The following is a 23,621-nucleotide window of genomic DNA, read 5'->3' on the forward strand; positions in this document are numbered from 1 at the left end:
TTATTTTTATTAGTCTTTATTTGTTCTCAAAAGGAAACAAAGGCGACTCTACTCTAGCCTCTTTTATTAATGTTTTAAGCTCTAAAACTACTTCTGGAAATAAAGATGCTAAGTTATTTGATTCTGAAGGATCTACATCCAAATCATACAACTCAAAAGTAGCTTTGTTTTTATTCAATACATTGTAAATTACACCTTTCCATTTTCCTTTTCGAATAGCTTTTCTACCACCACGCTGATGAAACTCCCAATACAAATAATCATGTTCTTTTTGATGATCTTCTCCAAGCAAAGTTGGCAAAAAAGAGACTCCATCGCTTTGGCTTGGAGTTTCTACACCTGCTAAGTCTGCAAGTGTAGGCATAACATCCCAAAAGGCAGAAATATGATTAGATTTAGATCCTGCTTTAATTTTATTAGGCCAAACAACCACAAAAGGCGAACGAATTCCGCCTTCGTACAAATCGCGTTTTATACCTTTTAAACCACCTGCAGAATTAAAAAACTCAGGATCTGCTCCACCCTCATCATGTGGACCATTATCGCTTGCAAACATAATAATAGTATTATCTGCAATGCCCAACTCGTTAACTTTGTTTACAATCTCCCCAACATACCTATCTAGTTTATCTACCATAGCTGCATACGCTGCATGTGGTGTTTCTTGCGGGCAATAATGTTTTGTTACTAAATTTGGTCCATAATCTGATGTATAATTATCAGAATTTATAGTATGCGGTGTTTCTTCAAACTTACCTATATACTTTTTCATGTCTTCTTCTGGCGCTATAATTTCGGCATGAGGCAAAATAAAAGGTACATAGGCAAAAAATGGTTTATCCTTATTAGATTCTATAAAATTTAAAGTCTTTTTCTGAATAACATCTGGAGCATAGGTCGATTTTTTGGTCCAATCGTTACCTTCTAACAAAACTTTGTCTTGATTATGCCAAACATGCGTTGGGTAATAACGATGAGACATACGTTGACAATTATAACCAAAAAACTCATCAAAACCTTGATTTGTAGCATCTCCTTCAGATCCAATATACCCCAAACCCCACTTACCAAAAGCTCCAGTAACGTAACCTGCTTTTTTTAAAACCTCTGGAATAGTTATATAACTTCCTGTTAACGGTACTTGCCCCTCTTGGCCATGCTCTTTATTACCTCTAATTGGTGTATGCCCTGTATGTTGCCCTGTCATTAAAGACGACCTAGAAGGTGCACAAACCGAAGTCCCGCTGTAATGTTGAGAAAACTTCATTCCGTTTGCAACCATCTTATCTATATTTGGTGTTTCAAACTTTTGTTGCCCATAACTGCTTAAATCTCCATAACCTAAATCATCTGCAAGAATATAAATAATATTAGGTTGTTTTTTTAAGGCTAACACAGGTGTTTCTTTTTTAAGGTTTACGCAACCAAAAACAACAAGTCCAGTTATAATAAATAAGATTTTTTTTTTCATATTGATAAAATTCATTTAATTACAACACAAATTTAGAACATAACTAAAACAACAAGTCTTTAACAGTAATTATTATGTATTGCTACGTCATAATAAAATAAAAAAAGGTTGCTAAAAACTAGCAACCTTTTAATTATTAACCAAGTAGAAATTTGTATTTACAAATACTACCTTAATGTATTTAAGCCAATACAGCTTGTACTTTATCTGCAGCTTCTTGAAATTCTGTAGCACTAAGTACATCTAATCCAGAATTGTCAATTAGTTCTTTTGCAATATCTGCATTTGTACCTTGTAAACGTACAATAATTGGAACTTTAATAGCGTCTCCCATATTTTTGTATGCATCTACTACACCTTGAGCAACTCTATCGCAACGTACAATACCACCAAAAATATTAATTAAAATTGCTTTTACAGCAGGATCTTTTAATATAATTCTAAAAGCAGCTTCTACACGAGCAGCATCAGCAGTACCACCAACATCTAAGAAGTTAGCAGGTTCTCCACCAGCTTGCTTAATTAAATCCATAGTTGCCATTGCTAAACCAGCTCCGTTAACCATACATCCAACATTACCATCTAAATCTACGTAGTTTAAACCTAGTTCTCCTGCTTCAACCTCAATAGCGCTTTCCTCACGTAAGTCGCGTAAAGCTAAATAATCTTTATGCCTGTATAAAGCATTATCGTCAATAGTCACTTTAGCATCAACAGCCATTATTTTATCATCACTTGTTTTTAAAACAGGATTAATTTCAAACATAGAAGAATCTGAAGCAACATAAGCTTTATAAAGACTTGACACAAACTTTGTCATTTCTTTAAAGGCGTTACCAGATAATCCTAAATTAAAGGCTATTTTTCTTGCTTGAAAAGGTAATAAACCAACAGCAGGGTCTATTTCTTCATGGAAAATTAAATGTGGTGTATTTTCTGCTACAGTTTCTATATCCATTCCTCCTTCAGTAGAATACATAATCATATTTCTACCTGTACCTCTGTTTAATAACACAGAGACATAGAATTCGCTAGTTTCTCCTCCTTCAGTAGGGTAATAAACGTCTTCTGCAACCAATACTTGATGCACACGCTTACCTTCTGCCGAAGTTTGTGGTGTTACTAAATCCATTCCTATAATTTGACCTGCAATTTGTTCTACTTCTTCTAGGTTTTTAGCTAGCTTAACACCGCCACCTTTACCACGACCACCTGCATGAACTTGCGCCTTTATTACGTGCCAGCCTGTACCTGTTTCTGCTGTCAACTGTTTTGCAGCCTCAACTGCTTCTTTAGCATTTTGAGCCACTATACCGCGTTGTATGCGTACTCCAAAACTGTTTAAAATTTCTTTACCTTGATATTCGTGTAAATTCATAACTCGCTTAATAGTTTTAAGAAAAGCAAATGTAAATAATAGGGTTTAATTACACTAATATTTTATTTAATGATTAACAAAATAATAATGAACAACTGTTTTGAGTTGTTAAATAATTAACAAAATGTTTAATTTGTATTATTTTTTATTTATTTATTTTTTATGTGAAGGAATAAAATATCTTTGCCAAAAATTTACAAAGACTATGAACGAAGGTCAGTTATTAAAAATTACAGAAGAATACGGAAGTCCTGTTTACGTTTACGATGCAGAAAAAATTGGTACACAGTACAAACGATTAACTAGCGCCTTTAAAGGTGTTAAAAATCTTAAAATAAATTACGCTGTAAAAGCGCTATCTAATATATCTGTTTTAAAATATTTAAAATCTTTAGGTTCTGGTATAGACACTGTTTCTATACAAGAAGTGCAATTAGGTTTAGCTGCTGGTTTTTCTGCAGAGCAAATAATATTTACACCCAACGGAGTGTCTTTAAGTGAAATTGAAGAGGCTGCTAAATTAGGTATACAAATAAACATAGATAATCTTTCGGTATTAGAACAATTTGGAACCAAACACCCAAACACGCCAGTTTGTATTCGTATAAACCCGCATGTTATGGCTGGAGGAAATAGTAATATTTCTGTTGGACATATAGATTCTAAATTCGGAATTTCAATTCACCAAATACCACATTTACTTCGTATTATAGAAAATACTAAAATGAATATTAACGGTATACACATGCATACCGGTAGTGATATTTTAGATATTGATGTGTTTTTATATGCTAGTGAAATATTATTTGAGACTGCAAAAAAATTCAAAAAATTAGAGTTTATTGATTTTGGATCTGGATTTAAAGTACCGTACAAAGCTGGAGATATTGAAACTAATATTGAAGAATTAGGTAAGAAACTATCGGCTAAATTTAACGCGTTTTGTAAAGAATACGGTAAAGAATTAACTTTAGCTTTCGAGCCTGGTAAATTTTTAGTGAGCGAATCTGGAAACTTTTTAACAACAGTAAATGCTGTAAAACAAACAACATCTACAGTATTTGCTCAGGTAGACTCTGGTTTTAATCATTTGGTTAGACCAATGTTTTATGGTTCGCACCATGATATAGATAATATTTCAAACCCTAAAGGAAGAGAGCGTTTTTACTCGGTAGTTGGGTACATTTGCGAAACCGATACTTTTGGTAGTAACAGGCGTATTACCGAAATTAATGAAGGCGATGTTTTACGTTTTAAAAATGCTGGTGCTTATTGTTTCTCTATGGCTAGTAACTACAACTCAAGATTTAGACCTGCAGAGGTTTTATGGTATAATGATAAAGCGCATTTAATTAGAAAAAGAGAAACTTTTGATGATATTATAAAGAATCAAGTAGAAGTAGATTTTTCGACTAAAAAAGAAAAAGTTTTAGTTAAGTAATCTAATTTTTACAGAATTACACTAACCTCTTTAGCTTTTACAGCTAAAGAGGTTTTTTATTTAACAAAATAAGGTAACGAGTTTGTTTTAATAGGAAAATCGGGCTATTTTTGAAAATAACTTAAAATTTTAAATGGATTTCACAAACCCCTTAGTATATGGTGTTCCTTGTTTTCTGGGACTCATACTTCTAGAATTATCATACAGTAAGCATCATAAAAAAAAGATAAAAGGCAAAGAGCTTTACGATTGGAAAGATTTAGGAGCAAGCTTATCTATGGGTATTGGTTCTGCTATTATAGCACCACTAACAAAAACCATAGCTGCTATTGTTCTTTTTAATTTTGTTTACGAAATTTTTAATCCTGAAGTAAATGGTATTCGTACCAATATAATGGGATATGAATCTTTTGGATATGCTTGGTATATTTGGCTTATTTGCCAATTATTAGACGATTTTAGCTACTATTGGTTTCATAGACAAAACCATAATGTGCGCTTTTTATGGGCTGCGCATATTGTACACCACTCGTCTGATAATTTTAATTTAGGAACCGCAGTAAGAAACGGTTGGTTTACTATTTTTTACAAACCTTTCTTTTATATGTGGATTCCTGCTATTGGTTTCCCTCCAGAAATGTTGGTAGTTTGCCTAGGCATAGAAGCGCTTTGGCAGTTTCAATTACACTCGGTTTATATTCCCAAAATGGGCTTTATAGAAAAGTTTATGAACACGCACACCATGCACCAAGTACATCATGCTCAAAACATTGAGTATATGGATAAAAACCATGGTGGTTTTTTAAATATTTTTGATAAAATATTTGGAACATGGAAAGAACTAGACGAAAACATAGATATTAAATATGGGGTTACACACCCGCCAAACTCTTATAACCCGCTTGTTATTTTAACACACGAGTATAGAGATATTTGGAACGACATGAAAAAATCTAAAAATTGGTATCATAAATTTATGTATGCATTTGGACCTCCTGGTTGGAGTCACGATGGTAGCACACTTACCATTAAACAAGTACAAAAGCAAATGAAAGAAGAACAAGCTGCTGCTTCTAATTAAAATCAGTTTTCTTTAATATATATAAAACCGCCAGATACATAAACTATGTTTGGCGGTTTTTTTTATATCTTTATAACTTATTCCCTAAGTCTTTTTAATATTTTCATTATAATAAAAAAGACCGTATGCACAAATTAACATTATCTACAACTTTACAAGTATACCTTATAACTTACAAGTTATACGCAATTAAAACTATTATAAACATTAAAAATAATACACTATAATGGCTGCTATCATAAAATCTACCAGAATAGAATCTATAGACGTGCTAAGAGGCATTGTTATGGTTGTTATGGCTTTAGATCATACAAGAGATTATTTTCATTTCGGATCGTTTTTTAGCAACCCTACAAATCTTGAAACCACCACACCTTTTCTATTTTTTACAAGATTTATAACGCATTACTGCGCTCCCATTTTTGTGTTTCTTGCTGGCACAGCTGCCTTTTTGTACGGTACTAATAAAACAAAACCATCACTTTTTAAGTTTTTATTTACTAGAGGCTTATGGTTAATATTTTTAGAGTTTACACTTAATAATTTTTTGTGGTGGTTTGATATTACTTTCAGTTTTGTTGTATTACAAGTTATTTGGGTTATTGGCTTAAGTATGGTTGTACTTTCGTTTCTTATTTTTCTTAGAAAAAAAATACTACTTGCCATTGGTGCTATTTTAGTTTTGGGGCATAATTTACTAGACACCATAAAAGTAACAGGTAATAATATTGAAGATATTATTTGGTATATTTTACACCAAGGCGGACAAATTTATACAAGTCCAGATCAAACTATTGGTGCCTACTACCCTGCTATACCATGGATTGGCATTATGGTTTTAGGCTACTGCTTTGGCTATTTTTTTAAAAAAGATTTTGATGTGGCGTTAAGAAAAAAATGGCTTTTGTATTTAGGATTTGGTGCTATTGGTCTATTTTTTTTAATAAGAGGGCTTAATGTTTATGGTGATCCTGTGCCTTGGACACCACAAAATACTACAGCAAAAACTATAATGTCTTTTTTTAAGGTATCTAAATATCCTCCTTCTTTAGCTTATACATTAATTACTCTAGGACCAGCTATGTTATTTTTATATGGCATAGAATCTATAAAAAATAAAGTAACAAACTTCTTATTGGTTTTTGGTCGAGTACCTTTGTTCTACTACTTTGTTCACATATTGGTTATTCATGTATTTGCCATTATAGGCATTGTACTTTTTGGAGGAAACTGGCAAGATATGATTATAACTAAAGACGCCTTTAGTACCGGGAAACTATTAAATTATGGCTATTCGCTATGTATTGTTTACTTAGTTTGGATTATGGTTATTGCTTTTCTATATCCGTTTTGTAAAAAATACATGGCATACAAGGCAAATAATAAAGATAAATGGTGGTTAAGTTATTTGTAAGTTTACTGTCTTACTTTGCCAGAAAGCAAACCAACTTTAGAGTTAAATGGATTACCAGATGCTCGCCTAAGCATTACTATTTGCCCGCAATGCCATAGGGCATCGGCTATTGGCCCGTTTATTATATTCCAAAACGGAAACCTTGTATTGTCGTATTTTGATATATTGCTTGAGTTCTTTAAAATATCTGAAGCCTTTTTAAAATTAATTAGTGTTTTTGCTCTTTTTTGAATAAACGATTGGGGTAATTTATCTGGTTTATCTTTTTTATTTGCTATTGCGTTTAGTATAAAATTAGAGAGTTCGAATACATGGTGGATGGTTTCTTGGCTAGATCTACCTGTATCGCTTGCTCTATGCTTTAAATCTTCTTCTCTTAAACCGTTTGTTGCCCAATAATACCTATACCCTAACCCATCTATCATTCTAGAAGCTACAGTGCCAGCTGTATAATTCTCGGGAGCTTCAGGTATTTCGTAATAGGGCAATTCTTGTGTATTACCATCTTGTGCATTTAAATTTACAATTGATATTATAGTAATTATTAAAAGTAATTTTTGCATGGGTTATTATTTAAAATATAAACACTAAAAGTAGTTATTAAACATGATGCTTGTGCGTTAACGATTGTAGTGGCATCCTTTTTTTGTTAAACTAAACCTTATTAATACCTTTTAATTAATGATTTAATATGCTTAAAAAATTATACTAAACACTTAAACACAAAAAAAGATATAACGTAAAGCGTGTTAAAACGCCCAAAAACTACTCGTTATTTAATTGTTGTTTATAGAGTTCTATATTAGCTTTAATATCGTCATCCAATTCGGGTTCTTTAATATCGGTGTATTGTTTAAGTGTATCGTACATAATTTTAGCAACAATATAGCGCGCTGTAGGCTTATCGTCTGCAGGAATGTTGTACCATGGCGCGTGTGGTTTAGAGGTTCTATTTATAGCATCTTGGTAACATTCTTGGTAGGTATCCCACAGCTTTCGCTCTTTTAAGTCTCCTGGAGAAAACTTCCAATTTTTCTCTTGTTTGTCTAAACGTCTAAGCAATCTGTTTTTTTGTTCTTCTTTAGATAGGTTTAAAAAGAATTTAAAAATAATGGTTCCGCTATTGGCTATATGTGCTTCGAAATTATTGATTTGTTCGAAACGTTTGTCCCAAAATTGGTCATTAATATCGTCTAGCGAGTTTACAGTTGGTATATTTTCGCCTAAAATATAATTAGGATGAACCCTTGTTACCAGTACGTTTTCGTAATGTGTTCTATTAAAAACACCAAATTTACCGCGCTGTGGCAATACAATATAATGACGCCATAAATAATCGTGATTTAATTCTAACTCGGTAGGCACCTTAAAACTATGCACAGCAATACCTTGTACATTAAACTCTTTAAATACTTCGCGTATTAAACTGTCTTTACCCGAAGTATCCATGCCTTGCAAACAAACTAAAACCGCATATTTACCGTGTGCATACATGGTGTTTTGTAGTTTCCCTAATTTTTTACTCACCTTTTTAAGAGCCTCTTCTACATCGTCTTTTGGAGCTTCTAAATCGAATTTTGTTAAGTTATCTTTTAAATTGATACTTGTGGTTACTTTAAAATCGTCGACTTGTATATTTTTCATTTGGAAGAAATTTGTGCAAAACATTAATAATATGCTATAAATATAGTAAATCCATATTTTCGACAAACTACATCGTGATGTTTATTGTTTTTAATACTTTCGTATAACCTATTTATGTTTTAACCCCAACCTTATGAAAAATGTTTACCTAATTTTTATATTAACGTCTTTTTTAACTCTTAATGCACAAACTAATTGCGATGATGCCAATTATTATTTGGTTAGTGGTTATTCGCATGTAAAAAAGTCTTACGACTCCCACAATGTAAGTCATTTAAAATACTCTGCCCAAAGAGCTTTGGAGGCTATTAACTTGTCTAAAAAAGCCATGAGTGGGTGCGATTGCCAAACCGCAACAGACCTTGCAGATAAAGCTATAGAACTTCTTGCTAAAGTGGAAGGTGCAGAAACTTGGGAGGATGGACGTTTTTATGTAAAACGAGCTAGAGATATTAGTAAAGAAAGTGTTATTGAGATTGATAAATGCTCTGTTAGTACAAGCACTGATAATGCTAATGATACAGAAAACGTTGCTCTTAACGATTTACAAAACGAACAGTTAAAATTAAAACAGCAACAAGAAGCTTTGGAAAAAAAAGCTAAAGAAATTAAGAGAAAGCTTGCCGAGCAAGAAGAGAAAAAAACGCTGTTAGAAAAAGAAACTCTTGTAGCGTCTTACAAAAAGGTAATAGCATCTACTATTAAAAACTACAACGAAACTTTAAAAGTAAGTGGTTCTAATTATAGCTTTACCAATAATATTGAAACTATAAAAGACCTAAATAAGCAAAATATTGAAAGTATAAAGGCTCATTATATTAATAGCCTTAAAACTATAACATCGACGTATTTAGCACAATTAAATTTATATAAATAAGATATAAAAAAACGCTCTAAAAATTTAGAGCGCTTTTTATTATTTTGATGCGAACATTTTTACATCGGCTTCGCTTACTTCTGTTCCGCCAAGAATAATTAAACGCTCGACAACGTTTCTTAATTCTCTAATATTACCTGTCCAATCATAATCTTGCAATAATTTTATTGCACTGTCTGTAAATGTTTTTTTTACTGTTCCTTGTTCATTAGATATTTTTGCAGAAAAATGATTTATTAGCAAAGGTATATCGTCTCTCCTATCGTTTAAAGCAGGTACTTTAATTAAAATTACTGCTAACCTATGGTATAAATCTTCTCGAAAATTACCATCTGCAATTTCCTTTTTTAAATTCTTATTGGTTGCTGCAACTACACGAACGTTTACTTTAATATCTTTATCGCTACCAACACGTTGTATTTTGCTTTCTTGCAATGCTCTAAGTACTTTTGCTTGAGCCGATAAACTCATATCTCCTATTTCATCTAAAAAAATAGTACCTCCATTTGCTGCTTCAAACTTACCTGCTCTATCTTTATTTGCGCTTGTAAAAGCCCCTTTAACATGTCCAAATAATTCACTTTCTATTAATTCGCTTGGTATTGCTGCACAATTAACCTCTATTAAATTACCTTTCGCTCTGTCGCTCTTTTGGTGTAACCAGTGTGCCACCAACTCTTTACCTGTTCCGTTTGGCCCAGTAATTAGTACTCTAGCATCGGTAGGAGCTACTTTATCTATAATATCTTTAATTTGAGAAATACCTTCGCTTTCTCCAATCATTTCGTATTTCTTGCTTACTTTTTTCTTCAGAATTTTATTTTCTACAACCAATTCTTTTCTGTCTAAAGCATTTCTCACCGTGTTTAAAAGTCGGTTTAAATCTGGTGGTTTAGATATGTAATCAAAAGCACCTAAACGCATCGTATTTACTGCTGTGTCTAAATCGCCATGACCAGAAATCATTACAATTGGTGTTTCTGGTTTAAGTTTTCTTGTAGCCTCTAATACTTCAACACCGTCCATTTTTGGCATTTTAATATCGCACAGTACTAAATCGTAGTCTTCTTTTTTTATTTTATCTATTCCAGACAAACCATCTTCTGCTTCTTCTACCTGGTAAGTATCATTTTCTTCTGATAAGATTTTAACCAACACTCTACGTATAGCAGCCTCATCTTCTATAATTAATATTTTTGGCATTTTTCTATATTTTAAATTTTATTCCTGTTCTTAAATAAAACGCATTTACAGTGTTTAATTTAAAAATCTCGTCTCTATTTTTGTTTCTTAAAACATTATTTAATCTTAGTGTATAACCTGAATACAAATACCCTACCAAATGTTTCGAAAATAAATATTCGTATCCCAAACCAGCTACAATTACAGATAGTGATACGTGGTCTACGTATTTATCTTTAATAAGCGTTGCTTCTTGTAAATGTGCCAAATACCCATCTAAGGCAACAAAGCCCAACACTTTGCTCTTTGTGTTTATAGCGTATTTTAGGTTAGATTTTGGTACACCAGCACTAAAACTCCACCTATCGTTTATTTGCCTAAAATAACTAACAAAGGGCAACGGAAAAGGGAGACCTGTTGTTGCATTGTAAGTTAAGCCCAAAATTAAACGGTAAGGGCGTTTTAAAGATGCTTCTTTTGTTCTGTCTTTAATTAACAAAACACCACCGTTTATAAAAATATCATCAGACACTATCTTATCTGTTAGTGTTGATGCTATTCTTGGGGTTAACTTAAAACCTACCCTCCATTTTTCGTTCCATTTAAATGTATAGCCTAAATTTAAATCTACGATATGAATATTTTTAAGACTATTGGCATTAAAAGGATAATCTTCTTCTAAATTTAATAGAATTTTATTGTACTCTGCCCCAACTATTAAATATGAATCTTTTTTAAGCGCTATAGGGTAGTTTAACGAAGCTCTTATTCTAGTATATTTATCTTCTGAATTACTTTGAGGTATAAATGAATATTCTAATCTAGCAAGATCTGTTAATTGAGAAAAAGCACAGTTGCTAAGTGCAACAAAAAATAAAATAAAATAAACATATTTAGACCTAGAACTCATATTATTTTTTTGATTCTGATTGTTTTTGAATAATATGAATATCCCTTTGAGGAAAAGGTATTGATATGTTATGCGCTCTAAACAGCCTATCTATTTCGAAACGAATATCGCTCTTAGGAATAGCTCCTTGAAAACTATCGTTTATAGTAAAAGCCATTCTAAATTCGAGAGCGCTATCTCCAAAATTTTCAAAAAAGACATATGGCGCAGGATAATTAAGTACCTTTTCATGGTTTGAAGCAGCCTCTAATAGTAGCTTTTTAACCAAATTAACATCACTACCATAAGCCACGCCAACCTTTACACTCTCTCGTGTTGTAGTACCATTTTGGGTCCAATTATAAAGGCTATTAGTAAGGTATAAATGGTTTGGTATAATTAAAACCTTATTATCTATGGTTACTGCTCTGGTTGTTCTTAATTTAATTTCTTCTACACGTCCTACCTTACCTTCTAACTCTACAATATCTCCAACATGCACAGATTGATCTACAAGAATAAAAATACCCGAAATTATATCTTGAAACAATGTTTGTAAAGCTAAACCAATACCTATTAATAAACCTGCAGAAGCTGCCAAAACTGCATTTACATTTATACCAACAGTACTAAAAGCAACTAATAATACTATAAGATAAATTAGCCATCGAGAAAAGGAGAATACTGTGGTAAACTTAACTTTATCTGCTTCTGGCAATTTACGCGTAAATATTCGTTTTACTAAAGTAAGAATGACATTGGTAAGTAAAAAAAACACACATACTAAAAGCACAAAACCTATGGTTATTTTTATGGTTTTATCGTCGTTTACATAAAGCTGTATGTTAGAAAAATCTACAAAACGCCCCCAAATAGAACTTTCTGTTATTGCTTCTTCAATTTTGTCTATATTTTGAATCATACTAATATTTAATCCATTTTATAAGTTCTTTATAACTCGGTTTTTTACCATACATTAAAATACCAACTCGGTAAATTTTTGCTGCAAACCATACTGCACCAATAAATGTTGCTATTAAAATTAATAACGACACTAATTGTTGCCAAAGCGGAACACCAAAAGGAATTCGCATAAGCATAACAATTGGCGATGTAAATGGTACAAAAGAAAATATGGTAGATACCGTGCCATGCGGATCTTCGACTACCGTAAAAGCACCTACATAAAAAGCCAATACTAATGGAATTATAATTGCAGGCATAAATTGCTGCGTATCTGTTTCACTATCTACTGCTGCGCCTATAGCAGCATAAAGCGAACTGTATAATAAATAACCGCCAATAAAAAACAAAATAAAAGCTATAATTAGGTTTAATAATGGTAAATTTTGAATAGCTATAAAAATACCCTGCATATCTAAATTACCACTACTTCTATTCATGCTTTGCTCTAGCAATTGCTGCTGTGGCGTATTCATAGCCGATACATCTATACCTAAAAACATAGGCACAATTAACAATAACAAGCTAAGCAATATAGACCATATAATAAACTGTGTTACACCCGCCATAGATGTACCAATAATTTTACCTAACATAAGTTGCATAGGCTTTACAGACGATATAATAACCTCTATAATTCTGCTTGTTTTTTCTTCAATAACACTTCGCATTATCATATTACCATATATAACAATAAACATTAGCAGTAGGTAACCTATTAAAACACCAAAAGCCAAATTAACCCAGCCTTCTTCTTTAGATGTTTTTTTACCTTCAAAATTTTCTTGAACTATAGTTATGCCTATTTTAGATTTTGCTAATTGATCGACATCAATACCCAATTTTTTTCTATTTTTAGTTGTAAGCTCTGCTTGTATAATTTTTTCAAGGTTTACAATAACACTAGGCGATGGAGATTCTTCTGAATAAAATTTAATATGTTTTGATATAGAATTTAAACCAGACACTTTCTCTATATGCAACAAACCGTAGCTTGAAGCCTCGACAACCAAAGCTCTAGCCTCTTCTAGGCTTAAATTTTGAAGTTTGTGGTAAGTTACATGTTCTGTGCTTGTAAAAGCATCTTGTACCAAACCAGATTCGTCTAAAATTGAAATTACACGAACTTTATCTTTATTTAATTGAGATAAATATGACACAACAGATATCAAGGCTATCATAATTATCGGACTTAAAAAAGTCATGATTATAAACGATTTATTTTTAACTTTAGTTAAATATTCTCGTTTTATAATAAGTGGTAAGTGATTCATAAATTAATTATTCTTAACCGTTTGAATAAAAATATCGTTTACACTTGGTATTAACTCTACAAAATGAGACACTTCTCCTTTTGATGTTAAATACTGAAGCAAATCGTTAGGTTTTTCTGTTTGAGAAAGCTTGATGTTTAATTTTAACTCGCCTCCTAAAGTTTTAAAATAAGCAGGTGTCGTTTTAAATTTACTAGAAATGTCTTGTTCTAATTGAGACAAATTACCAGTAGATATACCTACCTCGTATGTATTGGTTTTATATTGACGCTTAATATCGGTTAATTTTCCATCTAAAATTTTATTCGATTTATTAATTAAAGTAATATCGTCGCACAACTCTTCTACAGATTCCATTCTATGGGTCGAAAAAATTACAGTAGCTCCATTTTCTCGTAATCTTAAAATTTCGTCTTTAATTAAATTAGCATTTATAGGGTCGAAACCAGAAAAAGGTTCATCAAAAATTAATAATTTAGGCTGATGCAATACCGTAACAACAAACTGTATTTTTTGTGCCATTCCTTTAGATAGTTCTTGGATTTTTTTATTCCACCAATCTCCAATTTCTAAACGATCGAACCAGTATTTTAATCGGGTTTTAGCTTCTTTTTTGCTAAGCCCCTTTAATTGTGCTAAATACAGTGCTTGTTCGCCTACCTTCATAGACTTATACAAACCACGCTCTTCGGGTAAATACCCTATGTCTTTTATATGTTTTTCTTGTAATGGCTCGCCATCTAAATTAACAAAACCAGTATCTGGCATCGTTATTTGATTTACAATCCTTATAAGTGTTGTTTTCCCTGCTCCGTTTGGCCCTAAAAGTCCGTAAATACTTCCTTTAGGCACAGCTAAAGACACATTATTTAAAGCTGTAAAATCTCCAAATTTTTTAGAAACTGCGTTAACTTCCAGTAAGTTACTCATTCTTAATTTTTAATGTACTTATTTGTGTAAATATATTAAATGTGAACAAGAGAAACGAAGTGCTTGATACATAATTTTAGAAATAATTTGATAGACTATTCTCTTGTTTCTAGATCTTGAATAAAATTAATTTAGAATTATACAACAATAATTAAGATATTTTATAAAAAACAAAACCCACCCTCAAAAAAAATTAAGGATGGGAAAAAAATTGCTATGAAAAAGAAAAATTATCACTAAAATAAATTTAGCGATATCCAAATATAGTTTTTTTTTCTTAATTAAGACAACATCTTGATAATTAGTTTTTGGCATAAAAAAATCCGTACAAGTACGGATTCTTTATATTTTATGCTTGTTTTTTAAGAAAACATATCTTTTACCTTCTCAAAAAACGATTTATCTGAACTTTCTGGTTTTGGATCGAAATGCTCATCTTCTCTCATATTTTCAAAAAATTCTTTCTGTTGCTTACTTAATGTTTTTGGTGTCCATACATTTACATGTACTAGTAAATCGCCTTTACCATATCCATTTATACTTGGTATTCCTTTTCCGCGTAAGCGTAAAATTTTACCAGATTGTACACCTGCTTCTACTTTTATACGCACTTTACCTGTTACAGTATCTATTTCTTTAGATGTACCAAGTACAGCGTCTGGTAAGCTTACATACAAATCGTAATGCAAATTATCGCCTTCACGCTGTAGTTTTTCGTGATCTATTTCTTCTATAGCTACTAAAAGATCTCCAGACACACCATTACCTGGTGCTTCGTTACCTTTTCCAGAAACTTTAAGTTGCATACCATCAACAACACCTGCTGGTATTTTAATAGATACCGTTTCTTCTGCTACTTTTAAACCTTGTGCATCTGCGTCACTAGATTTTTTATCTATTATTTGCCCTGCTCCACCACATACATTACATGGTGCAGAAGTTTGCATTCTACCTAAAATAGTGTTTGCAATACGTGTTACTTGCCCTGTACCATTACATGTTGTACATGTTTTATAAGTGGTTCCTGGTGCTTGAATTTTACGTTTTACTTTTATTTTTTTCTCGACACCGTTAGCAATTTCTTCTAAAGTTAATTTTACGCGAATACGTAGATTACTTCCTTTAACACGACGTTGGCCTCCGCCACCGCCAAAACCGCCTCCGCCGAAGCCTCCGCCACCAAAAATATCGCCAAACTGACTAAATATGTCATCCATATTCATTCCGCCACCGCCGAAACCACCGCCGCCTCCGCCGTTTTCGAAAGCTTGATGACCATATTGGTCGTATCTCGCTTTTTTATTCTCGTCACTAAGTATCTCGTAAGCTTCTGCAGCTTCCTTAAATTTAGCTTCTGCAGTTTTGTCATCCGGATTTTTATCTGGGTGAAACTGTATCGCTTTTTTACGGTATGCTTTTTTTATCTCGGCACCACTAGCGCCTTTGCTAACACCTAATATTTCGTAAAAGTCTCTTTTAGCCATGTCTTGAATTTAAATCCTTCTTAAAAAAAGAAAAGGACTTTAATAAATTTATTTTTTATTGTCCGATTACTACTTTTGGAAAACGAATAACTTTTTCTCCTAATACGTAACCCTTTTCAACTACATCTATAATTTTTCCTTTCATATCGTCTGTAGGTGCAGGAATTTGTGTAATAGCTTCATGGTTGTCTGCATTAAATACATCTCCGCTTTCTACCTTCATTACAGATAATCCTTTTTGCTCTAAAGTTGTTATTAATTTTTGATAAATTAATAGTACACCTTTACGTAATTCTTCTGCCTCTTTATCATCTTCTATATGTGTTAAAGCACGCTCAAAATCGTCTAGAACTGGTAACATTGACACCATGACGTCTTGACTTGCTGTTTTAAACAATTCTATACGCTCTTTAGATGTTCTTTTTTTATAATTTTCGAATTCGGCAAAAAGTCTTAAAAACTTATCTTTTTCTTGTTTTATTTCTTCTTGCAACTTTTCTTCAACAGTAAGCTCTTCAACCTGCTCTTCTACTTCTGCGGTTTCTGTTTGTGCAGTATTAACCTGCTCGTTCTCTATATCTTTATTTTCTTCTTTTTTACTCATGCTAAATTTAATTTATGCAAATACTAAAATTAGTTGGCAAAAGTACTGCCATTATTGTAAAAATGTCATAATGTCATTATTTTTTTTTATTTTTATTTTAACATATTACTGCTACATATTTTATAATTTTATCGGTTAATAACAAAAACTCCTAAAAATGAAAAAACGCATTACAACAATTTTTACTTTAGCAGCATTAACAATTGCTACTGTTAGCTGTAAAGATAAGGCTAAAGAAGCCACTACAGCAGAAGTTCAAGAAGTTAAAACAGAGGCCTCTGCTTCGCAAAAGTATATTGCAGACGCTGCTGCATCTTCTATACAATGGAAAGGCAATAAACCAGGTGGATCGCATAATGGAACTATAAAAATAGAGAATGGTGTTTTATCGGCCAATGGAGATAAAATAGAAAGTGGTTCTTTTTTAATTAACATGGGATCTATTGTTGTTGAAGATATTCCCGCTGATGACAAAATGAATGGAAAATTACTTGGACATTTAAAGGATGCTGATTTTTTTGATGTTGAAGCACACCCTAATGCTGCATTCGAAATTACAGGATCTACAGTTGCCGAAGGAAAAACTATGCTTTCTGGTAACTTATCTATAAAAGGGATAAAGCATAATATTACTTTTCCTGTTTCTGTAACTAACGATGCTAACGGATTAACTTTAACTAGTGAAACGTTTACTATTGATAGAACAAAATGGGATATTAAATATAAATCTAAATCTGTTTTTGGAGATTTAGGCGATAAGTTTATTAATGACGATATCGAATTAAAAATTACAGTTAAAGCTGCTAAGGCTTAATTAAAACAGTTAATTTATTAAAACCACTTTGTTTTCTCAAAGTGGTTTTTTTATGCTTTTATTTAAAATTAATGTTAATTACTCGGTCTTAAACCAATAGTTACTCATATTTAAACTACCATTTACCAACTAAATAATACCATTTAAAAATGTATTATACTGTTTTAATTCTAAAGGTACATCTGCATTTTTTTCTATGTCGTGAAAATGATGTGTTGCCAATAACTCTAAGCCTGTAAATGTGTTCATTTTATGAAAACCAAACATAACACCATCGTCTACACTTTTTTGATCGAAAAACTCACCTTCGATGGTAAATGCAGTTTTTGGAGCATTCCAACTTGTTGTTAATATATATTTTTTGCCATGCATTAAACCTCCTGTACCATAGTTTATTTCGGGGTTTAATCTACTTCTTCCATCATTTTTATACAGTCCATTTTCGTGGCCTTGAGTAAAAACAACATCTATATATTTTTTAAAACCAAAAGGTAATTGAAACCACCAAATTGGAGTGTGATATATAATTAAATCTGCCCATTTAAATTTCTCGACTTCTTCTTTAGGGTCGTATTCTTCTCCTACTTGCGTCGATTTAACCAAAAAACCTTCTACCCCTTCAAAATAAGCTATTGAGGTATTAAAAAGTGTTTGGTTAAACTTACCTCCAGAATGTGCAAAAGGATGTCCGCCATTAATTATAAATATATTTTTCATATTAAGTATTATAAATTTTATACAAAAGTAATTGCGATTTATGTATTATAAAAATAATACAAACAATACCTTTGTATTAAAATTTTAATAGCATGATTAATTTAGAATGGTATAGAACGTTTAAAGCTATTTACGAAAATGGTACTTTAACAAAAGCATCGGTTGCGCTGTATGCCTCGCAACCAGGCGTAAGTGTTCATTTAAATGCCCTAGAAGCTTATGTTGGAAAAAAATTATTTGAGCGTACTTCTAGAAAAATGATACCTACAGAAGATGGTAAATTTTTATACGAATACATTATTGAGGCTATAAAAACGCTAGAAATAGCAGAACAGCATTTTAAAAAAACAACGCAAGAAAAAAATCCATCGTTGCATATTGGTATGTGTTCTGAAATGTTTCAGCATGTTATTGAGCCTGAAATACCTAAATTAAATTTCGATTTAGTAGCCAAGTTTGGATCGCATTCTGATTTAATTAAAGATTTAAACAACGGTATTCTAGATTTAGTTATAACACCTAGACAGCATATAGAGAAAAAATCGCTTGTAGAATACACTGCTTTTTCTGAAGAACGCATTATTTTAATTGCTGGCATTAATACAGATACCTCAAAAATTAACACCTATTTACAAGCAAAAAACTGGAAAGTTTTAGAAACAGAATTTCAATTAAACACATGGTATAGCGCATCCAACGATATGGAACATTTTAGACGGTTTTGGTTCGAAAATTTTAATAAACGCCCTGCTTTTAAGCCAAATTATATTTTACCAAATATAAGCTCTATAATTAGGTGTTTAAGTAATGACAAAGGACTTGCCTTGGTTCCCGATTTTTTATGTGAGGATATTATAGCTAAAAAAGAAGTTAAACTGATTTGGGAAGGAAGAGTTAAAACAAGTAACACCTTGTATTTTGCTTCTAGAACCGACTTAAAATATAAAAAGGAGTTAAACATACTTAAAACCATTTTTAAAACAAAAATGAAAAAACACACACTTTAGCCTGCTTAAAGTGTTTTCTGCTTACAACTTATTTACTTTTTATTTACAAAAAAAAGGCACTCGTTGTAATACATTTTATGCGGTTACCACAGAAAAGAAAATCGTTAAAAATTATTAATAGGGAGCTATAGCTTTTACAGGAAGACGAAAGCGGGTGGCTAAGCAATAAATTCTAATAAATGGATTAGAAACGATATTATGGATATGATGACTATTTCGTATTACGATGATAATTTTAACCCTAATACCAACAACTCTAGAATAAATACTACTTAGTTTTTATTATAATAGATAAAGTAGTTTTTTTTTGAAGAATACACCTATAAACGTGTAAGATATTTAGATGGCAGGAAAATTGAGAACTTATTGTTTTCATAGCTGATTATTAACCTCTATAATTAAAATAGGTAAAATCTTGCTTTCTCTGTCAATTATAGTATTTTCGTACAGATTAAAACTTTAGTACTTATTACTGTTGTGGTTATACTGTTGTTGTAGGCAATATGCTAACACATTGAAAATTAATCATTAACTTTAAACAACGGAACGCATGAAAAACAAACTGAAAAACTTACTCAAATTTGGATTGACATTATTAGCAATAGGACTTTTACTGACCAACTGCGAAAAGGAAAATACCTTAGAAGAGCCCTTACAGGTTGAAAACCAAGAACCGACATTTACCCTTAAGTATTATTCAAAAGAAAATATTGAGAAAAATTCTAAGCTCGTTTCAAAGCTAAAAGAATTTAAAGACAATCTCTCAGAAAACAAATCCGCTAAATACTCTGGTAAAAGCATCCATAACAAAGAATACGACTTCACGGTATATACCGATTCTGCAACCTATATTGAATATGGCGATTACCATTCCTATACCTTCCCATTGGTTCAGGGTGCAGACGAAAAGATGACCAATGTACTTTTTGAACTAAATGACCAAGGTGAATACGATGCCTATTTAGTAAAGTACGATTACTCAGCTAACGAGTATAAAACCAAAGATTTAACTTCTTTGTCATTGAAAACCTCCATAAAACCCATCGACCTGGCTTTCAATTCACTATTTGCAAGAACAATGTCCTACTATCGCTGTATATACACTTATGAATGGCGAATAATTGATTCCAGAATGAGAGATGCGGAAAGTAACACCTTTGAAGACGTATATGGCTATGTTCTAGATTCAAGAGAATGCGAAACTGTTTATTATGATAACGGTGACACAAAAACCTACAACAGTTCAGATGGTACTGCCACAGTAACTATTGGCGGTACAACTTATGGAGGTACAGGTGGCTCGAAAACCTCACCAACACCATCGCCATTCGATGCCGAAGAGCTCATGCAGATAAATATCGTAAAAAGTGAACTTAACTTAAAACCGCTTTTGTACGATAGCTGGATTAACAGTCATGCATCGACTGTTTTTGAAATCTATTATTTTGGAGTGGCAAATATGTGGTCTGATGAAGCTAAAGTGTTTACCAAAAGTGCTATTGACTATATGATGTTAGATAAAAAAGTAGATTTAGAGGAAAGTTTTGCATCCCCTTTTAATGTAGATTTAGAACTTGTTAAACCTTCGGAAACAAGCCCAGAACATGAAAAGACACTATTTATATGCATTTATAATAAACTTTTAAAAAGCCCACAATTCAAAGAACTATTCAAGAATGTTTTTGAGGATAATGAAAGGCTACATGTAAAGTTTGAATTCGCAACAGATTTAGAACCTACAAAAGGAGCAAGCACTCAAGTAATATCTCATTTAGTATCAAATGGTAATGTGATAGGAATAAACCAAACCATAAAACTAAATAAAGATTGGTATGGCGCTAGGTCCGACATTAAAATAGCTCAATCTATTTTGCACGAATGTATACACGCTTATCTAAATGTAAAACAATTGGAATGTAAAGAAACCATTACCTTAACACAAATAAATGCATGGAAACTTGATGATTTAATTAATCAAATATATTCAGAAAATAAAAGCTGCATTTTTTCTAATGAACCTGCCAACCAAGACGACCACCATTTTATGTTTAATAATTTAGTTCCTAATATGGCAAACATTATATCTCAATTAAAAAATGACTTGATTAGTGAACAGCACCAAACACAGGCGGAAGCAGATGCTTTTTATAATTCTGTTACAAATGCATCAGAGCCTTTTAATTGGAATGATTTCTTTAAATATTTAGCTATGGACGGTTTAAACGAAACAACCGTTTTCAAAAATAATATTAAAAACCATACTTTAGAATTCGATAAATATAACTTCTATTCTGGTACTAATGCGGAAGGCGTAACAAAAAATAATTGTAATGATTAAAAAAGCTAAATACTTATTGGTATGCTTTATTTTTTTGGCTTGTACCCTAAATGGGCAAAATTATAAAACATTAAAAGGAAAAGATACGGTATATTTTTACTTTGACTATTCTAAACAATTAGAAAAAAGAATAATGTCTATAAACTCAGTTACTAAAGACACTAGCTATGTACATATATATAACGAAAATAATCCTAACAAAAGAATTCAAAGAAGTTTTTTACTTATTAAAAGTAGGTATGTGTCATTTGAAGATATGGATATTGACAAGCAAGCTGATATAAAAACAATTACAAGGCGTTTTTTAAGAAAAAATAAAGCGATTGTTATTTATCCAAAAGACCTAGAAGGAGATAAAATGAAGAAAGTTTTAGATAGCAGGAGTTTGAAAATTGTTGTTTATATAATTGATGTTGCAGAAAAGAAAAAAAGAAAATTTGTTGCACATGAAGTTCGTTTGAGTGACACACCGTTTATAGAAATATAAAATACTGCCTACAACACGGTATATAAAAAATAGCAGTTAAGGGCTAAATCATAAGTTTAGTCCTTTTCCGTTATCATTTTTCAAATCCGAAAACAGGCACCCATAAATCTGCTACTTTTCATATACCAACACGTTATACAGCAGGGATCGCTCAAAAAAATCAGTACGCAATTTTAGCGGAATAAAAACAAAACACGCCTCTACTCTATAATTAAAAAAGAAAATTATAGAAGAAATAGTAAAACGCATATTAAAAAGTAATAAAAATCTTAAAAAAATAAAACCACTTTATAGTAATTTGTAAAAAAAATACTATTTTTAAGCTTTAATCCTAACGCTTGTAATTTGCTTTGCTTACTTCTCATTTTCTTGCGGAAAATCCTCGTTACGCAAACACTCAACTTTCCTTATACTTAAAGGTTGTAACACATTAAAAACAAGCAACATGAAAAGAGTATTTATTATTTTTTTAGTATCCCTAATTTATTCTCAATCTTATGCTCAAAAACCAAGAGCAAGAGATTTAGGTATTCCTTTTATAGGTGAAACAGGAGAATTTAATGCAATTACAGATGTAAAAGGAGTTGAAGTAGGTTATAGCACTATAATTTCTGGAGAAGGAGAAAATATTATTGGCAAAGGCCCTATAAGAACAGGAGTTACAGCTATATTTCCGAGAGGAAAGGCTAAAAAATTTAGTCCAGTTTATGCAAATTGGTATAGTCTTAACGGAAATGGAGAAATGACGGGCACAACTTGGGTTACCGAATCTGGTTTTTTAGAAACGCCCATTATGATTACAAACACCAATAGTGTTGGTGTTGTTCGAGACGCTGTATTAAAATGGTATGTAGATACAGATTGGTATAATGGAGAAAACTGGTGGTATACCTATCCTGTAGTAGCAGAAACTTATGATGGTTTTCTAAATGACATATATGGTTTTCACGTCAAAGAAAAGCACGTATTAGAAGCTATAGAAAACACATCAAGTGGAAAGATTGCTGAAGGAAATGTTGGTGGAGGAACAGGAATGATGTGTTTGGGCTATAAAGGAGGAACAGGAACGTCTTCTAGAGTTTTTAAAATTAAGGATTCGGCATATACCGTTGGAGCAATTGTACAATCCAATTTCGGAGCCAAAAGAAACTTATCAATAGCCGGAGTTCCAATTGGGGCTGAATTAAAAGACACTTTAAACTATAAATTTAATGCGCCACCAAAATCAAGAAGACAAGAAGGAGATGGATCAATTATAGTAATTATAGCAACAGATGTACCTCTTTTGCCTCTTCAATTAAAAAGAGTAGCTCAAAGAATTCCGTTAGGTGTTGGAATTGTTGGCGGACGAGGAAGTAATGGTTCTGGCGATATTTTTTTGGCATTCTCAACTGCTAATAAAAACGCTTTTAATCGAGATAAAACCACAACAGTTAAATCATTACCTAACGACCAGTTAATGCCTGTTTTTGAAGCAACTGTTCAAGCTGTAGAAGAAGCAATTATTAATGCAATGGTAGCAGCAGAAACTATGGAAGGAATTAATGGAAACAAAGCCTATGCTTTACCTCACGATTTACTTATTAATACCTTAAAAAAATATAACCGTATAAAAGAATAACATAA

21 protein-coding genes are annotated in these 23,621 nt (G+C 31.9%); 9 read left to right on the top strand and 12 right to left on the bottom strand.

Annotated features, from left to right (window positions below):
* Nucleotides 1-16: 16 nt before the first annotated feature.
* Both ABD715_RS12665 and sucC read right to left on the bottom strand, forming a co-directional pair.
* On the bottom strand, nt 17-1,471 hold the full coding sequence (locus tag ABD715_RS12665; RefSeq protein WP_344788625.1) for an arylsulfatase: 1,455 nt from the start codon (nt 1,469-1,471) through the stop codon (nt 17-19).
* Between the two features lie 181 nt (nt 1,472-1,652).
* Nucleotides 1,653-2,849 (bottom strand): ADP-forming succinate--CoA ligase subunit beta, encoded by a 1,197-nt coding sequence (sucC, locus tag ABD715_RS12670; protein ID WP_344788626.1) that lies wholly within the window; start codon nt 2,847-2,849, stop codon nt 1,653-1,655.
* A gap of 205 nt (nt 2,850-3,054) precedes the next feature.
* Here sucC and lysA point away from each other — a divergent pair, with 205 nt between their 5' ends.
* The 3 genes from lysA (at nt 3,055) to ABD715_RS12685 (ending at nt 6,785) form a co-directional block, all read left to right on the top strand.
* The gene (lysA, locus tag ABD715_RS12675; protein ID WP_344788627.1) at nt 3,055-4,290 is read left to right on the top strand and encodes a diaminopimelate decarboxylase; all 1,236 of its coding nucleotides are present in this window, start codon (nt 3,055-3,057) and stop codon (nt 4,288-4,290) included.
* 133 nt (nt 4,291-4,423) lie between these two features.
* A complete protein-coding gene (locus ABD715_RS12680; RefSeq protein ID WP_344788629.1) occupies nt 4,424-5,371 on the top strand; it encodes a sterol desaturase family protein in 948 nt (315 codons plus the stop codon).
* A gap of 226 nt (nt 5,372-5,597) precedes the next feature.
* Nucleotides 5,598-6,785 (top strand): acetyltransferase domain-containing protein, encoded by a 1,188-nt coding sequence (locus ABD715_RS12685; RefSeq protein WP_344788630.1) that lies wholly within the window; start codon nt 5,598-5,600, stop codon nt 6,783-6,785.
* A 2-nt stretch (nt 6,786-6,787) separates the two neighbouring features.
* Here ABD715_RS12685 and ABD715_RS12690 read toward each other — a convergent pair whose 3' ends face one another.
* Nucleotides 6,788-7,348, bottom strand: coding sequence for a hypothetical protein (locus ABD715_RS12690; RefSeq protein ID WP_344788631.1), 561 nt, complete (start codon nt 7,346-7,348; stop codon nt 6,788-6,790).
* Between the two features lie 202 nt (nt 7,349-7,550).
* Nucleotides 7,551-8,429, bottom strand: coding sequence for a PPK2 family polyphosphate kinase (locus tag ABD715_RS12695; protein WP_344788632.1), 879 nt, complete (start codon nt 8,427-8,429; stop codon nt 7,551-7,553).
* Between the two features lie 133 nt (nt 8,430-8,562).
* Between ABD715_RS12695 and ABD715_RS12700 the strand changes: the two genes are divergently transcribed.
* Nucleotides 8,563-9,306, top strand: coding sequence for a gluzincin family metallopeptidase (locus ABD715_RS12700; RefSeq protein ID WP_344788633.1), 744 nt, complete (start codon nt 8,563-8,565; stop codon nt 9,304-9,306).
* A 39-nt stretch (nt 9,307-9,345) separates the two neighbouring features.
* Here ABD715_RS12700 and ABD715_RS12705 read toward each other — a convergent pair whose 3' ends face one another.
* The 7 genes from ABD715_RS12705 to ABD715_RS12735 all read right to left on the bottom strand — a co-directional run bounded on the left by ABD715_RS12705 (nt 9,346) and on the right by ABD715_RS12735 (nt 16,632).
* The gene (locus ABD715_RS12705; protein WP_344788634.1) at nt 9,346-10,509 is read right to left on the bottom strand and encodes a sigma-54-dependent transcriptional regulator; all 1,164 of its coding nucleotides are present in this window, start codon (nt 10,507-10,509) and stop codon (nt 9,346-9,348) included.
* 4 nt (nt 10,510-10,513) lie between these two features.
* Nucleotides 10,514-11,398: a DUF6268 family outer membrane beta-barrel protein gene (locus ABD715_RS12710; RefSeq protein ID WP_344788635.1), complete on the bottom strand. Its 885-nt coding sequence runs from the start codon at nt 11,396-11,398 to the stop codon at nt 10,514-10,516.
* A 1-nt stretch (nt 11,399) separates the two neighbouring features.
* Nucleotides 11,400-12,299 carry a mechanosensitive ion channel family protein gene (locus ABD715_RS12715; protein WP_344788636.1) on the bottom strand — a complete coding sequence of 300 codons (900 nt, stop codon included), beginning with the start codon at nt 12,297-12,299 and terminating at the stop codon, nt 11,400-11,402.
* 1 nt (nt 12,300) lies between these two features.
* The gene (locus ABD715_RS12720; RefSeq protein ID WP_344788637.1) at nt 12,301-13,614 is read right to left on the bottom strand and encodes an ABC transporter permease; all 1,314 of its coding nucleotides are present in this window, start codon (nt 13,612-13,614) and stop codon (nt 12,301-12,303) included.
* A gap of 3 nt (nt 13,615-13,617) precedes the next feature.
* Nucleotides 13,618-14,544 carry an ABC transporter ATP-binding protein gene (locus ABD715_RS12725; RefSeq protein WP_344788638.1) on the bottom strand — a complete coding sequence of 309 codons (927 nt, stop codon included), beginning with the start codon at nt 14,542-14,544 and terminating at the stop codon, nt 13,618-13,620.
* 362 nt (nt 14,545-14,906) lie between these two features.
* Nucleotides 14,907-16,028 carry a molecular chaperone DnaJ gene (dnaJ, locus tag ABD715_RS12730; protein ID WP_344788639.1) on the bottom strand — a complete coding sequence of 374 codons (1,122 nt, stop codon included), beginning with the start codon at nt 16,026-16,028 and terminating at the stop codon, nt 14,907-14,909.
* A 55-nt stretch (nt 16,029-16,083) separates the two neighbouring features.
* The gene (locus ABD715_RS12735) at nt 16,084-16,632 is read right to left on the bottom strand and encodes a nucleotide exchange factor GrpE (RefSeq protein ID WP_344788640.1); all 549 of its coding nucleotides are present in this window, start codon (nt 16,630-16,632) and stop codon (nt 16,084-16,086) included.
* Between the two features lie 157 nt (nt 16,633-16,789).
* Here ABD715_RS12735 and ABD715_RS12740 point away from each other — a divergent pair, with 157 nt between their 5' ends.
* The gene (locus tag ABD715_RS12740) at nt 16,790-17,446 is read left to right on the top strand and encodes a YceI family protein (protein ID WP_344788641.1); all 657 of its coding nucleotides are present in this window, start codon (nt 16,790-16,792) and stop codon (nt 17,444-17,446) included.
* 129 nt (nt 17,447-17,575) lie between these two features.
* Here ABD715_RS12740 and ABD715_RS12745 read toward each other — a convergent pair whose 3' ends face one another.
* Nucleotides 17,576-18,163, bottom strand: a complete 588-nt coding sequence (locus ABD715_RS12745; protein WP_344788643.1) for an NAD(P)H-dependent oxidoreductase — start codon at nt 18,161-18,163, stop codon at nt 17,576-17,578.
* A gap of 92 nt (nt 18,164-18,255) precedes the next feature.
* Here ABD715_RS12745 and ABD715_RS12750 point away from each other — a divergent pair, with 92 nt between their 5' ends.
* From ABD715_RS12750 to ABD715_RS12765, 4 genes are all read left to right on the top strand, one after another.
* A complete protein-coding gene (locus ABD715_RS12750; protein ID WP_344788644.1) occupies nt 18,256-19,170 on the top strand; it encodes a LysR family transcriptional regulator in 915 nt (304 codons plus the stop codon).
* Between the two features lie 550 nt (nt 19,171-19,720).
* A complete protein-coding gene (locus ABD715_RS12755) occupies nt 19,721-21,508 on the top strand; it encodes a hypothetical protein (protein WP_344788645.1) in 1,788 nt (595 codons plus the stop codon).
* Complete coding sequence (locus ABD715_RS12760; protein ID WP_344788646.1) at nt 21,501-21,995, top strand: hypothetical protein; 495 nt, start codon at nt 21,501-21,503, stop codon at nt 21,993-21,995. The genes ABD715_RS12755 and ABD715_RS12760 overlap by 8 nt, the downstream gene beginning before the upstream one ends.
* A 445-nt stretch (nt 21,996-22,440) precedes the next feature.
* Complete coding sequence (locus ABD715_RS12765; protein ID WP_344788647.1) at nt 22,441-23,616, top strand: DmpA family aminopeptidase; 1,176 nt, start codon at nt 22,441-22,443, stop codon at nt 23,614-23,616.
* Nucleotides 23,617-23,621 lie beyond the last annotated feature (5 nt).

This window comes from Postechiella marina (genome assembly GCF_039538365.1).
Lineage (GTDB): Bacteria > Bacteroidota > Bacteroidia > Flavobacteriales > Flavobacteriaceae > Postechiella > Postechiella marina.

Excerpts from the sequence above, each read along its gene's own strand:
- ABD715_RS12665 (WP_344788625.1), bottom strand. The coding sequence starts at position 1,471 with ATGAAAAAAAAAATCTTATTTATTATAACTGGACTTGTTGTTTTTGGT.
- sucC (WP_344788626.1), bottom strand. The coding sequence starts at position 2,849 with ATGAATTTACACGAATATCAAGGTAAAGAAATTTTAAACAGTTTTGGA.
- lysA (WP_344788627.1), top strand. The coding sequence starts at position 3,055 with ATGAACGAAGGTCAGTTATTAAAAATTACAGAAGAATACGGAAGTCCT.
- ABD715_RS12680 (WP_344788629.1), top strand. The coding sequence starts at position 4,424 with ATGGATTTCACAAACCCCTTAGTATATGGTGTTCCTTGTTTTCTGGGA.
- ABD715_RS12685 (WP_344788630.1), top strand. The coding sequence starts at position 5,598 with ATGGCTGCTATCATAAAATCTACCAGAATAGAATCTATAGACGTGCTA.
- ABD715_RS12690 (WP_344788631.1), bottom strand. The coding sequence starts at position 7,348 with ATGCAAAAATTACTTTTAATAATTACTATAATATCAATTGTAAATTTA.
- ABD715_RS12695 (WP_344788632.1), bottom strand. The coding sequence starts at position 8,429 with ATGAAAAATATACAAGTCGACGATTTTAAAGTAACCACAAGTATCAAT.
- ABD715_RS12700 (WP_344788633.1), top strand. The coding sequence starts at position 8,563 with ATGAAAAATGTTTACCTAATTTTTATATTAACGTCTTTTTTAACTCTT.
- ABD715_RS12705 (WP_344788634.1), bottom strand. The coding sequence starts at position 10,509 with ATGCCAAAAATATTAATTATAGAAGATGAGGCTGCTATACGTAGAGTG.
- ABD715_RS12710 (WP_344788635.1), bottom strand. The coding sequence starts at position 11,398 with ATGAGTTCTAGGTCTAAATATGTTTATTTTATTTTATTTTTTGTTGCA.
- ABD715_RS12715 (WP_344788636.1), bottom strand. The coding sequence starts at position 12,299 with ATGATTCAAAATATAGACAAAATTGAAGAAGCAATAACAGAAAGTTCT.
- ABD715_RS12720 (WP_344788637.1), bottom strand. The coding sequence starts at position 13,614 with ATGAATCACTTACCACTTATTATAAAACGAGAATATTTAACTAAAGTT.
- ABD715_RS12725 (WP_344788638.1), bottom strand. The coding sequence starts at position 14,544 with ATGAGTAACTTACTGGAAGTTAACGCAGTTTCTAAAAAATTTGGAGAT.
- dnaJ (WP_344788639.1), bottom strand. The coding sequence starts at position 16,028 with ATGGCTAAAAGAGACTTTTACGAAATATTAGGTGTTAGCAAAGGCGCT.
- ABD715_RS12735 (WP_344788640.1), bottom strand. The coding sequence starts at position 16,632 with ATGAGTAAAAAAGAAGAAAATAAAGATATAGAGAACGAGCAGGTTAAT.
- ABD715_RS12740 (WP_344788641.1), top strand. The coding sequence starts at position 16,790 with ATGAAAAAACGCATTACAACAATTTTTACTTTAGCAGCATTAACAATT.
- ABD715_RS12745 (WP_344788643.1), bottom strand. The coding sequence starts at position 18,163 with ATGAAAAATATATTTATAATTAATGGCGGACATCCTTTTGCACATTCT.
- ABD715_RS12750 (WP_344788644.1), top strand. The coding sequence starts at position 18,256 with ATGATTAATTTAGAATGGTATAGAACGTTTAAAGCTATTTACGAAAAT.
- ABD715_RS12755 (WP_344788645.1), top strand. The coding sequence starts at position 19,721 with ATGAAAAACAAACTGAAAAACTTACTCAAATTTGGATTGACATTATTA.
- ABD715_RS12760 (WP_344788646.1), top strand. The coding sequence starts at position 21,501 with ATGATTAAAAAAGCTAAATACTTATTGGTATGCTTTATTTTTTTGGCT.
- ABD715_RS12765 (WP_344788647.1), top strand. The coding sequence starts at position 22,441 with ATGAAAAGAGTATTTATTATTTTTTTAGTATCCCTAATTTATTCTCAA.